Annotated in this window: 13 protein-coding genes; 8 read left to right on the top strand and 5 right to left on the bottom strand. The window is 72.3% G+C overall.

Going from position 1 to position 14,157, the window contains the following annotated elements; translation table 11 throughout:
* Positions 1-12: 12 nt before the first annotated feature.
* Together ACFYZA_RS29960 and ACFYZA_RS29955 are read right to left on the bottom strand one after the other, a co-directional pair.
* Positions 13-1,050, bottom strand: a complete 1,038-nt coding sequence (locus ACFYZA_RS29960) for an ABC transporter permease (RefSeq protein WP_382595458.1) — start codon at positions 1,048-1,050, stop codon at positions 13-15.
* A 388-nt stretch (positions 1,051-1,438) separates the two neighbouring features.
* Positions 1,439-3,610, bottom strand: coding sequence for a prolyl oligopeptidase family serine peptidase (locus tag ACFYZA_RS29955; protein ID WP_388493747.1), 2,172 nt, complete (start codon positions 3,608-3,610; stop codon positions 1,439-1,441).
* A 191-nt stretch (positions 3,611-3,801) separates the two neighbouring features.
* Here ACFYZA_RS29955 and ACFYZA_RS29950 point away from each other — a divergent pair, with 191 nt between their 5' ends.
* From ACFYZA_RS29950 to ACFYZA_RS29915, 8 genes are all read left to right on the top strand, one after another.
* On the top strand, positions 3,802-3,996 hold the full coding sequence (locus tag ACFYZA_RS29950; RefSeq protein ID WP_100574914.1) for a hypothetical protein: 195 nt from the start codon (positions 3,802-3,804) through the stop codon (positions 3,994-3,996).
* A 115-nt stretch (positions 3,997-4,111) separates the two neighbouring features.
* Positions 4,112-4,999, top strand: coding sequence for an N-acetyl-1-D-myo-inositol-2-amino-2-deoxy-alpha-D-glucopyranoside deacetylase (mshB, locus tag ACFYZA_RS29945; protein WP_382595465.1), 888 nt, complete (start codon positions 4,112-4,114; stop codon positions 4,997-4,999).
* Positions 4,996-5,406 carry a DUF6113 family protein gene (locus tag ACFYZA_RS29940; protein ID WP_382595468.1) on the top strand — a complete coding sequence of 137 codons (411 nt, stop codon included), beginning with the start codon at positions 4,996-4,998 and terminating at the stop codon, positions 5,404-5,406. Before mshB ends, ACFYZA_RS29940 begins: the two co-directional genes overlap by 4 nt.
* 168 nt (positions 5,407-5,574) lie before the next feature.
* On the top strand, positions 5,575-7,668 hold the full coding sequence (locus tag ACFYZA_RS29935) for a hypothetical protein (RefSeq protein WP_388493744.1): 2,094 nt from the start codon (positions 5,575-5,577) through the stop codon (positions 7,666-7,668).
* A 284-nt stretch (positions 7,669-7,952) separates the two neighbouring features.
* Positions 7,953-8,891, top strand: a complete 939-nt coding sequence (locus ACFYZA_RS29930) for an ABC transporter ATP-binding protein (RefSeq protein WP_388493741.1) — start codon at positions 7,953-7,955, stop codon at positions 8,889-8,891.
* Positions 8,885-9,643, top strand: a complete 759-nt coding sequence (locus ACFYZA_RS29925) for an ABC transporter permease (RefSeq protein WP_382595476.1) — start codon at positions 8,885-8,887, stop codon at positions 9,641-9,643. Before ACFYZA_RS29930 ends, ACFYZA_RS29925 begins: the two co-directional genes overlap by 7 nt.
* A 71-nt stretch (positions 9,644-9,714) precedes the next feature.
* Positions 9,715-10,848, top strand: coding sequence for a sensor histidine kinase (locus ACFYZA_RS29920; RefSeq protein ID WP_382595522.1), 1,134 nt, complete (start codon positions 9,715-9,717; stop codon positions 10,846-10,848).
* Entirely contained in the window at positions 10,845-11,450 is a 606-nt protein-coding gene (locus ACFYZA_RS29915) for a response regulator (protein WP_382595479.1), read from the top strand. The genes ACFYZA_RS29920 and ACFYZA_RS29915 overlap by 4 nt, the downstream gene beginning before the upstream one ends.
* A 49-nt stretch (positions 11,451-11,499) precedes the next feature.
* Here ACFYZA_RS29915 and ACFYZA_RS29910 read toward each other — a convergent pair whose 3' ends face one another.
* The 3 genes from ACFYZA_RS29910 to ACFYZA_RS29900 form a co-directional block, all read right to left on the bottom strand.
* A complete protein-coding gene (locus tag ACFYZA_RS29910; RefSeq protein WP_382595483.1) occupies positions 11,500-11,988 on the bottom strand; it encodes a hypothetical protein in 489 nt (162 codons plus the stop codon).
* Positions 11,989-12,209: 221 nt separating this feature from the next.
* The gene (locus ACFYZA_RS29905; RefSeq protein WP_388493792.1) at positions 12,210-13,061 is read right to left on the bottom strand and encodes a tetratricopeptide repeat protein; all 852 of its coding nucleotides are present in this window, start codon (positions 13,059-13,061) and stop codon (positions 12,210-12,212) included.
* Entirely contained in the window at positions 13,058-14,071 is a 1,014-nt protein-coding gene (locus ACFYZA_RS29900; protein ID WP_388493738.1) for a GNAT family N-acetyltransferase, read from the bottom strand. Before ACFYZA_RS29900 ends, ACFYZA_RS29905 begins: the two co-directional genes overlap by 4 nt.
* Between the last annotated feature and the right edge of the window lie 86 nt (positions 14,072-14,157).

Genomic DNA, 14,157 nt, shown 5'->3' with positions numbered 1-14,157 from the left:
GATGATCGGACTTCAGCGCACGGTCTTGGGGTCGAGAGCGTCCCGGACCGAATCCCCGAGCAGGTTGAACGCGACGACGAAGACGACCATCGCGATGCCGGGGAAGAACATGAAGGTGAGATCGGAGTCGTAGTACGTGGCTCCGGACTGGAAGAGCAGGCCCCAGTCGGGAGTGGGGCTGTGGACCCCGACACCGAGGTAGGAGAGACCCGCCTCGGCGGTGACGTTGACCGGGAGCAGCAGGGTCGACTGCACCAGCACGGTCGACCAGATGTTGGGCAGCAGCTCCTTGCGGATGATGCGCCAGCCCGAGGCGCCGCTGAGCCGGGCCGCCTCGATGAACTCGCGCTCGCGCAGCGAGAGCACCTGCGCCCTGATGAGGCGGCCGATCGTCATCCAGCCGAGGATCAGCTGCACCAGGATCAGCGCCACGACCCGGACGTAGGCCGGCTCCTCGTCGGTGGGCGAGACGAACAGCGCCACGATCACCGGGGTGAAGGCGATGAAGAACAGCTGCTGCGGGAAGGACAGCATGAGGTCCGAGAACCGGCCGAGGAAGTAGTCGGTCCGGCCCCCGAGGTACCCCTGCACAAGACCCACCAGGACCCCGATGATCACCGCTACCACGGTGACCGCGAGGGCGATGAGCAGGGAGGTTCTGATGCCGTAGATCAACAACGTGAACACGTCGCGGCCGAGGTTCGGTTCGATGCCGAACCAGAAGTCCCCGTCGATGCCGCCGTTGGGTTTGAGCGGAATGCCGTAGCTGTTCAGGAGCCCGCGGTCCTGCCCGTACAGCTGGTAAGGATCTTTTCCGTACATCTTGGAGATGAGCGGGGCAGCCAGTGCGACGAGAATGAACCCGAGGACCGTAAAGGCACACAGGATTCCGACCTTGTCGCGTTTGAACCGGATCCACGCCAGGCGCCCCGGGGAGCGTCCGACAAGCTCACTCGTCTTTACTTCTAAATCGTTGGCCGGATCGGGTCTTTGGCCCTCGCCGGGAAGTGGGTCGGATGGTTCCATGGCCGCTCTTGTGGAACTCGTCATTTCGCATTGCCCTCCGCACAGGAAGGATTCAGCAGGCGCCACTGCGTCATTTGTTGACCGGAACATTCATGCGTGCGGCGGCGCCAGTCAAGAGGTTCGAGCAGGCCAGGATGAACTCATCGGATAACTTGGCCCAAGATTTCATTCTTCGGTGCGGCGGCGTGCTTGACAGCCTCCCGGATTATCCGGAATCTCCCGCTAAAAGGGCATCAATTTCCGTAACACGGGGGCAACATGCCCGTCGCGGCGCCGATATGCGGACATGGCACGGTGAGCACCGTACGGCCGTGCGGGTGCCGTGGGCCGGCCGGGCACCTCCTGGGGCCCGGCCGGCCGCCTCGTGGATCTCGCGGCCAGGGTCCGTCCGGCCGCCTTCAGGGTCTCGCGACTAGTCCTGTGCGAGCCCCAACGACCGCCGCAGGAAGTCGACTTGGAGCAGCAGGAGGTTCTCGGCGACCTGTTCCTGCGGGGTCATGTGCGTCACGCCCGTCAGTGGCAGCACCTCGTGCGGATGGCCCGCCGCCAGGAGCGCGGAGGAGAGCCGCAGGGTGTGGGCCACCACCACGTTGTCGTCCGCCATGCCGTGGATGACCATCAGCGGGCGGGCCGGCTTCGCGGGCTGCGTCAACTCGCCTTGTGATACGAGGGAGTTGGCGGCGTAGACGGCCGCGTTCTCGGCGGGCAGGCCCAAGTAGCGCTCGGTGTAGTGGGTGTCGTACAGCTCCCAGTCGGTCACCGGCGCCCCCGCGATGCCCGCGTGGAACACGTCGGGCCTGCGCAGCACCGCGAGCGCCGAGAGGTAGCCGCCGAAGGACCAGCCCCGCATCGCCACCCGGCCGAGGTCCAGCGGATGGGCGCCCGCCAGGCCGTGCAGCGCCTCGATCTGATCGTCCAGGGCGAGCGTGAAGTCGTCCCTGACCGACTTCTCCCAGCCCGGCGAACGGCCCGGGGTGCCGCGCCCGTCCGCGACCACCACCGCGAAGCCCTGATCGGCGAACCACTGCGAGGCGAGGTGCGCGTTGTGCGCGGCCACCACCCGCTGTCCGTGCGGACCGCCGTACGGATCCATGAGTACGGGCAGCGGTCCGTCGGACTCGCGGTAGTGGGAGGGGAGCAGCACGGCGCACGGGATCCGCCGTGCGCCCCCTTCGGTCAGCCGGAGCGACACCGAGAGGCCCGGCGTGGCGGCATATGACGCGATCTTGGCCAGTTCCCTGCCGTCCCGCAGCACGAGCACCGCCGACCCCGGGCGGTCCGGCCGGGCGGAGCTGAGCACCGTGACCGCCCCGGAGCGCACGGCCGAGTGGACTCCCGCGCCTTCCGAGACGCGTTGCGTACCCAGCTCGTTGACGCGGTACACATGGATCTCGCCGGTCTCGGGAGCACCGGCGGCAGCCGAGGGGGCCTCGGTGCCCGCGGACGCGGAGATCAGCACGTCACTCGCGCCGATGTCCAGGACGGCCCTGACGTGCAGCTGCGGCCCGGTCAGGGTCCGGTCGCCCACGGCGAGGACCCGCGCCCCGCCCTCGTCGGCGATCCTCACCAGACGCCCGTCGGGCGCCCAGGCCGGGACGCCCGGCAGGAGTTCGAGCCAGTCGGCGTCCTCGTCGACGTGCACGGTGCGCGTGGTGCCGGATGCGGGGTCCACCGCGAGGTGGTGCTGGGTGCGCTGGTCCCGGGACTGGACGAGCAGCAGCGGGGCCCCGTCCGACGACCAGTGCACCCTGGCGAGATAGGGGTGGCGGACGCGGTCCCAGACGACCTCGGTACGGGTGCCGTCGAGCGCGTACAGGAAGAGCCGCACCTCGGCGTTGGGCGTGCCCGCCGCCGGATAGGCGACCCGGGACGGCTCCCGCCCGGGGTTGGCCGGGTCCGCGATCCACCAGCGCCGCACCGGCGTCTCGTCCGCACGGGCGACCAGGAGCCGGTCCGAATCGGGGCTCCACCAGTGGCCGCGGGTACGGGACATCTCCTCCGCCGCGATGAACTCGGCCAGCCCGTACGTCACTTCGGGCGACTCGGGCTCGGCGAGCGCCCGGTCGCCGTCGCCCTCGGCCCCCACGACCCGCAGCGCGCCCCGGGCCACATAGGCCAGCTGGCGCCCGTCGGGGGAGGGGCGGGGGTCGAGCACCGGGCCCGGCACCGGCAGCTCGCGCGCGGTGCCGGCCCGCAGCTCGGCGGTGAACAGCCGCCCGGACAGGGCGAACGCCGCGAGCTCCACGGCCGCGTCGGTGGCGTAGCCGACGATTCCGGCCGAACCCTCCCGGCTGCGTTCGCGCCGCGCCCGCTCCTGCGCCGAGAGCCGCTCCTCGGTGCCGCCGAGCAGCACCCCGGGGTCCGCCGCGATCCGCTCCTCGCCGCCGCGTACCAGGTCAAGTACCCAAAGGCCGTTGGCGCGTTCGGTGCCGGACGGCGAGCGCAGGAAGACGATCCGCTCGCCGTCCGGCGACACGGTGAGGGCGCGGGGCGCACCGAGCGTGAAGCGCTGGGTACGTGCTGAGTGCCGGGGGAACGAGAGCTGCCCGGGGTCCTCTGGGTGCCTGGATGCGGTGGTCGTCATGAGGGGAACCTAGTCGCACGCCCGGAGACCCGCCCAGGTGCGAGCCACGTGCGCCCCTTGTGCGCCCGTGCCCCGATCAATGCGTTCCCACGGATAGTTATGATCCGTAGCACTCAGTGGGTATCAACCCGCTGGCTGTACACGTGCTGCTGGGTCCGTCCGACCACCGGAACAGATGGAGGTGAACCGCCGTGGCACTCTCGATTTCGGCGGTGGTGCTGCTGGCGATCGTCGTCTTCCTGCTGGTCCGGAAATCCGGGCTCAAGGGCGGACACGCGGCGATCTGCGTCCTGCTGGGCTTCTATCTGGCGAGTTCGTCCATCGCCCCGACCATCAGCCAAGTGACCAGCAACGTGGCCGGGATGATCGGCGGGATCAAGTTCTAGGGCAGGTTCCGCCGGACGGGCCCCGGCGGGTCGCGGCCCGTCCCTGAACGCCGCGAGCGGCCGGGCGGCCCCGTGGCCGGGGAGCGGTCCGGCCCCGGCCTCGTAGGCTTGCCCCATGTCGGAACTTCCCGCCCGCCGTCTCCTCCTGGTGCACGCGCACCCGGACGACGAGTCGATCAACAACGGCGCCACCATGGCCAAGTACGCCGCCGAAGGCGCGCACGTCGCCCTGGTGACCTGCACGCTCGGCGAGGAGGGCGAGGTCATCCCGCCGGACCTCGCCCATCTCGCGCCCGACCGGGAGGGCGGACTCGGCGCCCACCGCATCGGTGAACTCGCCGCCGCGATGAAGCACCTGGGCGTCACCGACCACCGCTTCCTCGGCGGCCCCGGCCGCTTCCACGACTCCGGGATGATGGGCGTCGAGCAGAACCACCGCCCGGGCGCGTTCTGGAACACGGACGTGGACGACGCGGCCGGGTACCTCGTAGAGGTGATCCGTTCGCTGCGGCCGCAGGTACTGATCACCTACGACCCGGACGGCGGCTACGGCCACCCCGACCACATCCAGGCGCACCGGGTCGCGATGCGCGCCGCCGAACTCGCCGCCGAATCCGGCTACCGCCGCGAGCTGGGCGAGCCGCACACCATCGCGAAGATCTACTGGAACCGGGTGCCCCGCCCGGTCGCCGAGCGCGCCTTCGCCGAGCTGCGCGCCGCGAACACGGACTTCCCCGGCATCGCGGCCATCGACGATGTACCGGGCGTCGTGGACGAATCCGACATCACTGCCGAGATCGACGGCACCGCGTACGCCGCCGCCAAGAGCGCGGCGATGCGCGCCCACGCGACCCAGATCGCCGTCCAGGGGCCCTACTTCGCGCTCTCCAACGACCTCGGCCAGCCGATCTTCACCACCGAGTACTACCAACTGGCGGCGGGTGTCCCCGGAGTCGCGGCCGGGCGGCGCGAGCGCGATGTGTTTGAAGGGGTGGGCGAATGAGTACGCGTACGGCCATGGACGACACGAGGACGGGGGGCTCCAGGGCCGCCCGCATCGCGCTGTACGCGGGGCTCGTCGTCCTCGGCGCCCTGGTCGCCGCCGCCGGGGCGCTCGTTCAGGCCGCCTGGTTCCCGGGCGGCCTCGTCCTCGCGCTCGCGGGTGCCGTGGGCCTGTTCTACGCCGGTACGCAACTGACCGGCGCCCGGGGCGGAGTCGGGGCGCCCGCGGCCGGCTGGCTGGTCACGGTCGTCCTCCTCACCGCCTCGCGCCCCGAGGGCGACTTCGTGTTCGGCGCCGGAATGGGGTCGTACGCCTTCCTGCTCGGCGGAATGGTCGCCGCTGTGATCTGCGCCACGATCGGTGGATTCACGCAACCCGGCGGCCCTGCCGCCCGACTTGGCAAGTGACGTGCACAGGCGCCGCGACGCAGGAGAAGGGGACGGGGTACGCCTTCTCGGGGCCGCCCCGTACGCAACGACGGCGGCCAGTATGGTGGTGCGCGCCGCCGAGCCGCCCGTACAGAGGCACCACAAGAACGAGACCGGGTGGCGGAGCCGATCGGGAGAGAACCAGCCTTGAGTCGTGAAACTGACAGTTCGTCCTCCGGCCCCCAGGGGCGGGGCACAGCCGGGTATCCGTCGGGTACCCCGCCCTACGGCACCCCGTCCAACGCGGGCCAGGACACTCCTGACGCCGCCGGTGAACCGGACGAGCCGAAGACCGAGACCACGCTGACGACGCGGATCCGGATCAACATCCCGGGCTCGCGCCCCATTCCGCCGGTCGTGATGCGCACGCCGATGAGCGACACCGCCAAGGCGGCCGAGGCGGACGGCGTGAGCGAGCGCACCGGATCGGTGCCTCGGCCCGAGGCTCCCGCGCCGGAGCCCGAGGAGCCGGCCGCCGGTGAGAAGCCGGCCAGCGACTGGTTCGCCCCGCGCAAGTCCGCGGCGGCGCCCGGCTCTTCGACGACTCCGCCGGCCGGTACTCCGCGACCGGACCTTCCGTACTTCTCGGACGGTCCGGGCGCCGGGGCGTCGAACGGCGGTGGAACCGCCGGCGCGGACGCCCTCGGTGGCCCCGACGCGGCACGCCCCGCCGCGCCCTCCGGCCCGACCACTGGCCCCGTCACCGGGAACGCGGCGCTGCCCGTCCGGCCCGTGGGCAACCGCCCGGGAGCCCGGCCGGGCCCGGAGCCCCGGCCCGGCGAGCCCTCGCTGTTCGGTGCCGCGCCCGGTCAACCCCCCGTCCCGGGGCCCGACATGGGCCGCGGCCCGGGCCAAGGGCCGCGCCAGGGCGGCGAGATGGGGTTCGCGGACGCTCCCGGTCCCGGCGAGGCCGCGCGCCCCGGCCAGAACCCGCTCCAGCCCTCGGGCGGCGGCCACCCGTTCGCCCCCGGCGGGCCGGGCCCGGCCCCCGTCCTGTCGGACGACACCGCGATCCTCACCCCGCAGACCCCGGCGCCGAGCCCGCTCACGCACTCCGTGGGCAACCCGCTGGCGAACCCGGCGGTCAACCCGGCGGCGCCCGCCCCCGGCGGCCATGTCTCCGGCGACACGCTCACCAGCGGCATCCCGGTCGTCCCGCCGGAGCACCGGGGGGCGTCCTTCCCGCCCGGGCCCGGCATGTCGCCCGGCGGCCCGACCCTGACCCCGCCCCCGGCCACCGACCTGGACGCGGCCGAGCCCCCGGCGCCGCCCCAGCGCACCTCCGCGCCGGCCGGGCCCGCCAAGAAGAAGGGCCGCTCCAAGCTGGCCCTGCTCGGCGGCGGCGTGGTCGTCCTGGCCGGTGTCGCGTACGGCGCCGGTCTGGTCCTGAACCACTCCGAGGTCCCCAAGGGCACCACCGTCCTCGGTGTCGACATCGGCGGCGGCACCAAGGAGGCGGCGGTCTCCAAGCTCGACCAGACCCTGGGCAAGCGCGCCAACCAGCCGCTGCACCTCACGGTCGACGGCAAGCAGGAGCAGCTGAAGCCCGAGATCGCGGGTCTGTCCCTGGACAGCCAGGCGACCGTGCGGGCGGCGGCGGGCAGCGACTACAACCCGGTGTCCGTCATCGGCTCGCTGTTCGGCGGCAAGCGGGTCGCCGAGCCGGTGATCCCCGTCGACGAGGAGAAGCTCGGCGTCGCGCTGACCGACCTCGCGGGGGCCTCGGGCTCCGCGACGGAGGGCACGATCAAGTTCGTACCGGGCAAGGCCGTGGCCGTACCGGGCAAGGCGGGCAAGTCCCTCGACGTCAACCGCTCGATGATCGCGGTGAAGGACGCGTACCGGACGCTGGTGCAGACCGGCAAGGCGGACGCGGTGTCGCTGCCGGTGGCGGTCCGCCAGCCCACCATCAGCCAGGCCGAGATCGACCGGGCGATGGACGAGTTCGCCAAGCCCGCGATGTCCGCGAACATCACGGTCAAGGCGGGCGGCAAGTCGCTCCCGCTCGGCCCCCTCAAGTCGCTCCCCAAGATCCTCTCGATGAAGGCGGACAACGGGAAGCTGGTGGAGGTCTACGACAAGGGCGCCATCACCGAGCTGATCGGCAGCACCTTCAAGGGCGTGATGGTCAACCAGGGCGGCCAGAAGCACGAGGTGTCCGCCGACGACGTGGCCGCTGCCATGAAGACGGCGCTGCGGGGCAAGACCGCGGTTCAGCGGACCGTGACGATCGGGGGTTAGCCCCGGCCCCGGCCGGGTTCGTCGCGGCGGAGGGGGTCGGGGGGTGCGGGGTTTCGACCGCGGGCCCGTCGGGGTGTTCGCGCGGTTCCCCGCGCCCCTGATTCCGTTTTCGTCCGCCCGCCGCGGGTGGCTGGTCGCGCAGTTCCCCGCGCCCCTGTAGGGCGCCCGTCCCCGGCCCCTCTTTAGGGCACCCGGTGTTGTGCGGGTGGGCATGACATCCGTCATGCCGGAGTCACGACGCACGCCACTGCCGTCGTGCGGGGGACCTGGGCGAACCTGGGGGCATGACGCAGACAGCACCAGCCGCCGAGCGGACCGCACGGTCCGTGGTGAGCTTCGAGAACGTGAACAAGAGCTACGGCGACGTCCGTGCCGTGGCCGACCTGTCGCTGCGGCTCCACCCCGGCGAGACGGTCGCCCTGCTCGGCCCCAACGGCGCCGGCAAGTCCTCCACGCTCGACCTGCTGCTCGGGCTGCGCAACGCCGACTCCGGCACCGTCAGCCTCTTCGGCATGACGCCCGCCCAGGCCATCAACGCCGGCAAGGTCGGCGCGATGCTCCAGAGCGGCGGCCTGATGGAGGACGTGACCGTGCGCGAGCTGGTGAAGCTCGGCTGCGACCTGCACCCCAAGCCGCACCCGGTGGCCGAGGTCATGGACCGCGCGGGGATCGCCCAGATCGCGGACCGCAAGGTCAACAAGCTCTCCGGCGGCCAGGAACAGCGCGTCCGCTTCGCGCTCGCGACCGTCGGCGCCAACGACCTGATCGTCCTCGACGAGCCGACCACCGGCATGGACGTCACCGCCCGCCAGGCGTTCTGGGCGACCATGCGCGAGCAGGCGGCGCAGGGGCGTACGGTCCTGTTCGCCACGCACTACCTGGAAGAGGCCGACGCGATCGCCGACCGCGTGCTCGTCCTGCACAAGGGCCGCCTCCTGGCGGACGGCACCGCCGCCGAGATCAAGGCCAAGGCGGGCGCGCGGCGGGTCAGCTTCGACCTGGAGGGCGCCATCGACGAGGCCGCCCTGCGTGCGCTCCCCTTCCTGTCCACGATCGACATCTCGGGCCGCACCGTCCGCATCCAGTCGCACGACGCCGACGCCACGATGCACGCGTTGTACGGGCTCGGCCTCTACCCGCGCAACCTCGAGGTCGCGGGCCTCGGCCTCGAGCAGGCCTTCGTCGCCATCACCTCGGCCGAGGAGGCCAACGCAGCATGCTGACCAAATTTTTTTCCGGGGCCTTGATCAAGCTGGAGATCACCCGCACCCTGCGGAACAAGAAGTTCATGTTCTTCTCGGTGGTCTACCCCTCGGCGCTCTACCTGCTTTTCGCGGCCTCGCAGAACAGCACGGACAAGGTCAAGGGGACCGACCTCACCTTCCCCGCCCTGTACATGGTCTCGATGGCGTCCTTCGGCGCGATCACGGCCGTCCTCATGGGCAACAGCGAGAAGATCGCCAAGGAGCGCGAGAAGGGCTGGGTGCGCCAGCTGCGCCTGACCACCCTGCCGGGCCGGGGCTACGTTCTGGCCAAGATCGCCAGCGCGGGTGTCGTCACCCTGCCGTGCATCGTGGTCGTCTTCCTGGTGGCCGCCGTCACCAAGGGCGTCCGGTTCGACGCCTGGCAGTGGGGCGCGCTGACCGTCGCCATCTGGGCGGGCTCGCTCTGCTTCGCCGCGCTCGGCGTGGCCATCGGCTACATCGCCAGCGGTGACGCGGTCCGCCCGATCACGATGATCATCTACTTCGGCCTGTCGATCCTGGGCGGCCTGTGGATGCCCAGCACCGTCTTCCCGCAGTGGCTGCAGAACATCGCGGAGTGGCTGCCCACCCACGCGTACGCTGCCCTCGGACAGGCCATCGAGCTGGGCGACGCCCCGCACGGCAAGGACCTAGCCATCCTCGTCTTCTACTTCCTGCTCTTCGCGGGCGGCGCGGCATGGCTGTACCGGAAGGACACCCTGAAGGCGTGAGTCCCGTGAACCAGGGCCACAGCAAGGAACCGGCGGTGCGGATCGGGCTGAGCCCCGAGACGCGCCGCCAGATGCTCCAGAAGCTGATGTGGGTCGGCATCTGGCTGGCCTTCATGAGCGCCCCGATCGGCGATCTGCTCGACGGCGGCCACACCACCGTGGCCACCGTGTTCGGCTGGCTGGGCCTCGCGGGCTTCGTGACCGTCTACCTGGCCCTGGTGCTGCGGCACACCGCCCGCCCGCTGGCCACCGCGACGGTGTACAGCCTGCTCGGCGTCCTGGCGGCCACGGCCCTCGCGCTCTCCCTGACGCTGGGCTCCTCGTGGCTCGTGCTCTTCGTCTACGTGTCCGTCTCGTGCGGGGCGACGCTGTCGCTGGCCCTCGCGACCTGGGCGATCCTCGTGACGACGGCCACCATGACGGTGATCGGCACGCATGTCGCCCACGTCGGCGACGTCGTGCCGGGTCTCGCCATCCCGGCCCTCCTCGGCGGCTTCGCCATGACGGGCGTACGCCATCTGATCCGTACCTCGGTGGAGCTGCGCGAGGCCAGGGCGACCGTGGCCCAACTGGCCACGAACGAGGAGCGGTTGAGGATGGCGCGCGATCTGCACGACCTGCTCGGCCACTCCCTCTCGCTCATCACGCTCAAGAGCGAGCTGGCCGGGCGGATGCTGCCGGACCACCCCGACCAGGCGGCCAAGGAGGTGGCCGACATCGAGCAGGTCGGCCGCCAGGCCCTCGCCGACGTACGGGCCGCCGTGAGCGGCTACCGCAGGGTCACCATGGCCGCCGAACTCGCGGGCGCCCGAACGGTGTTGAACGCCGCCGGGATCCGGGCGGACGTGCCCACCGAGGCGCCCGGGGGGCTGCCCGCCGCGGAGGAGGAGGTGCTCGCCTGGGTGTTGCGCGAGGCCGCCACCAACGTCGTACGCCACAGTGGCGCGCGGCACTGCGCGGTCACGCTCGACGTCTGCCAGACCCTGGACGGCCGGTTCCTCGAACTGCGCGTCCAGGACGACGGCAAGCCGCGCCCCGGCGCCCCCGCGCCGGTCCCGGGCAACGGTCTGACCGGGCTCAGGGAGCGCCTGGAGAAGGTGTCCGGGGCCCTGGAGACGGACGCGGGACGCAAGGGCTTCACGCTCACCGCCCGGGTCCCGCTGATTCAGGACCCGTCCGAAATCCCTCTAGTATCCGGCCCATGATCCGACTTCTCCTGGCCGAAGACCAGTCCATGGTCCGCGAGGCCCTCGCCGCGCTGCTCGGCCTGGAGCCGGACATGCGGGTGGTCGCGCAGGCCGCCCGGGGCGACGAGGTCCTGGACGCGGCCCGCGCCCACGACGTGGACGTCGCCCTGCTCGACATCGAGATGCCGGGCCGCACGGGCATCGAGGCGGCGGCCGAGCTGCGCCGCGAGCTGCCGAGCGTCAAGATCGTCATCCTGACCACGTTCGGGCGGCCCGGATATCTGCGCAGTGCCATGGAGTCGGGAGCGGACGCGTTCCTGGTCAAGGACGCCCCGGCGGCCCAACTGGCCACGGCGGTACGGAAGGTGCTCGCGGGGGAGCGGGTCATCGACCCCACCCTCGCGGCGGCCGCCCTCGCCGAGGGGGCCAATCCGCTGACCGACCGCGAACGCGATGTGCTGCGCGCGGCGCAGGGCGGGGCGACCAACGCGGAACTGGCCACGGCGCTGTCCCTCTCGCAGGGCACGGTCCGCAACTACCTCTCCATGGCCATCCAGAAACTGGCGGCCCGCAACCGTGCGGAGGCGGTCCGCATCGCCCGCGAGAAGGGCTGGCTGTAGCGGACGACGGGTGGCCGGTGGGGGTGCGCCCACCGGCCGGAGGCGGGACTCAGCAGCTCACGAGCAGCAGGGTCAGTGCCGAACACACATGGACCGCCGAGTTGTTGCCAGGGTCCGGGTCGGCGGGGGTCAGGTCGACGAGGGCGGCCGTGACAGGGAGGTTGCCGCTCATCGTCAGGAAGCCGGCGTGCAGCGTGAGCTTCTTCGTGACGGTGGCGCCGGACGGGATCGCGCCGAGCGCGCAGACGGCGGTCCGGTTCGTCTTGTCGATCGTGCAGCCGGACGCGGAGGGCGTGGTGAACCCGGCCGGATAGCTGAACCACACCCGCGCGGCGCTGACGGCCGAGGGCCCGGCGTTGGTGACGCTCGCGGTGAACGTGGCCGTGTTGATGCCGAGGCCCTTCGGGGAGGCGTCGAGCGATACGGAGAGATCGGCCTGGCCGGTGTCGGCCCCGGCGGGGGCGGCCGAGCCCAGGGCGAGGAGGGGCAGGAGCAGGGCGGGGGCGAGGCGGGCGGCTATCGGTCTGAGGCGTGGCATGGTGACTCCCGGCTTGGCGACGGCATGGCTGCGGCTGCCTCAACGGGGCTTCCGGTACGCCCTGTTGAGGCCGCGCCCACAGATTGTGACCGCTGCCCGCCGTCCCGGCAGCCGTTTCCGCCCGCCCCCTCGGATTGGCCGAATGTCCCCCCTGGGGGTTGCCCACCCTCCCCCGAGGCCTCAGGGGCCGGGCGGACGCAGCCGTACTCGCCCCCGCCGCCTCAGTTGAGCCTCGCTCGCGCGGCGAACGCCCTCCGCCGCACCCTCGCCGCCGCATCCGGATCCACCGGATCCAGCACCGAGGCGTAGGCCTCCAGCTCCACCGCACCCGCGATGAACTCCCCGTGCTGGACCAGCAGTTCCGCCCGTTCGAGCCGGAGTGCGGCCGGGTGCGAGGGGAGCAGCAGGGAAAGGTCCACCGCCCACAGGGCGACGTCGCCGCGCTCCGGGCGGGCCGCGGCCCAGGCGCGGATGTTGTTGAGGATGCGCAGCACGGTCTCCAGCGGCGCGGCCGGGCTCAGCATCGACTCTTCGAGGCCCGCCCCCGTCGCCCCGGCCACCAGGAGCTCCGCGTCCCCGCCGGTCAGCAGCCGCCCGCCGTCGAAGGGGTCGGCGAGGACCCGGTCCTCGGGCGGGCCGAACCCCACCACGAAGTGCCCCGGCAGCGCCACCCCGTACACCGGCGCCCCGGCCCGCCGGGCCACCTCGATCCACACCACCGACAGCAGGATCGGCAGCCCGCGCCGGCGCCGCAGCACCTCGGGCAACAGGGACGACTCCAGGCGCTGGTAGTCGGCCGGGCTGCCCCCGAACCCGCAGGTGGAGCCGAGGAGTTCGGCCGTCGCCGCGGCCCAGGACCGGGAGCCCACGAGGCCGTAGGGGAGCTGCCCGGCCAGCCGGTCCAGTTCGATCTGCGCCGCGTCGATGCCGCGTTGGCCGAGCGCGGGGTCGGCGACCGCGCCGAGCAGCAGGCAGAGCCGCACCACATCGGGCCGCTCCGAGCGGGCCTCTTCGGCGAACTCCCGCCGCCAGTCGGTGACTTCCGGATCCATGTCGTCCTCGTAACCGGTCAGCCGACGCCCGGGCCGGAGGGGGCGCGGAAGTGGTGGTAGCTGTGGTGCGTCGCGAAGCCAAGGCCGTCGTAGAGGGCGCGGGCACCCCCGTTGTCCGCCTCCACCTGGAGCCAGGCCGCCGACGCCCCCTCGTCCAGGGCCCGGCGGGCGAGGGCCGCCATCACGGCCGTCGCGAGGCCCCGCCGCCGCCGGGCCGGGTCGACCTCGACCGCCATGAACCCGGCCCAGCGCCCGTCCACCACGCACCGGCCGATCGCCGCGGGCGCCGCCCCCTCGCCGGGGACCGACGCGAACCACACGGAGGGCCCGCTGCCCAGGACCCTCAGGACGTGCTCGCCCGGGTCCACCGACCGCTGGTAGCGGCTCAGCCACGCCTCGTCGACGCCGCGCTCCAGGCGTACGGCGGACACGTCCGCGTCCACGTCGCCGATCGGCGCGAGCGCCGCGATCCGCACCTCGGCGCTCACCTCCCGCGCCCAGCCCGCCCGTTCGAGCTCCGCGCAGAGCCGCTCCTGGGTGCCCTCGGCGCCCGTCGCGGTCTGGACGTAGGCGGGCAGGTCCCGGGCCGCGTACCAGTCGCGCACGCGGGCGAGGGCGTCCGGCAGGGGCAGGCCCGGGTCGCCGAGCGGGAGGGCCGAGTTCGCCCGGCGGGTGAAACCGGCCGCGGCCCGCAGCGTCCACTCCCCGAGCGGCTCGCTCTCCACCGGCTGCCAGGCGCGGGCCAGGACCGGCGCGAGCTCCGCGAAGGAGGCGGCCGGACCCCGGCGGCGGGCCGGGGCGGCCGGGACGACCTTGCCCGCGACGAGCGTGGACTCGTCGACGAGGACCGTCTCACCGCTCTTTCGTGTGATCGACAACACACCGTTGTCCCACGAGGTGAGCACGCCGACCGTGTCCGTGTACAAGGAGCCCGGAGTTCCGCTGGAGCTCAGACGCCGGACTGATACGCGTTTGCCCGTATCGGCCGCCGAAATTCGGACCTCAAGCCGTCCGCCGGTGGTGAATTCCACAGGTCTCTCCGCCCCTCCTGTTCGGATCGTGCCCCGAACCGGAGATACTAGGTGCGGGCATCGACGACGCCGCGCTCCCGCGCGCC

It is taken from the genome of Streptomyces sp. NPDC001828 (assembly GCF_042892175.1).
In the GTDB taxonomy this organism is placed as follows: Bacteria; Actinomycetota; Actinomycetes; order Streptomycetales; family Streptomycetaceae; genus Streptomyces.
The sequence above is the reverse complement of the archived record's forward strand: the minus strand, read 5'-3'. Positions and strand labels throughout refer to the sequence as shown.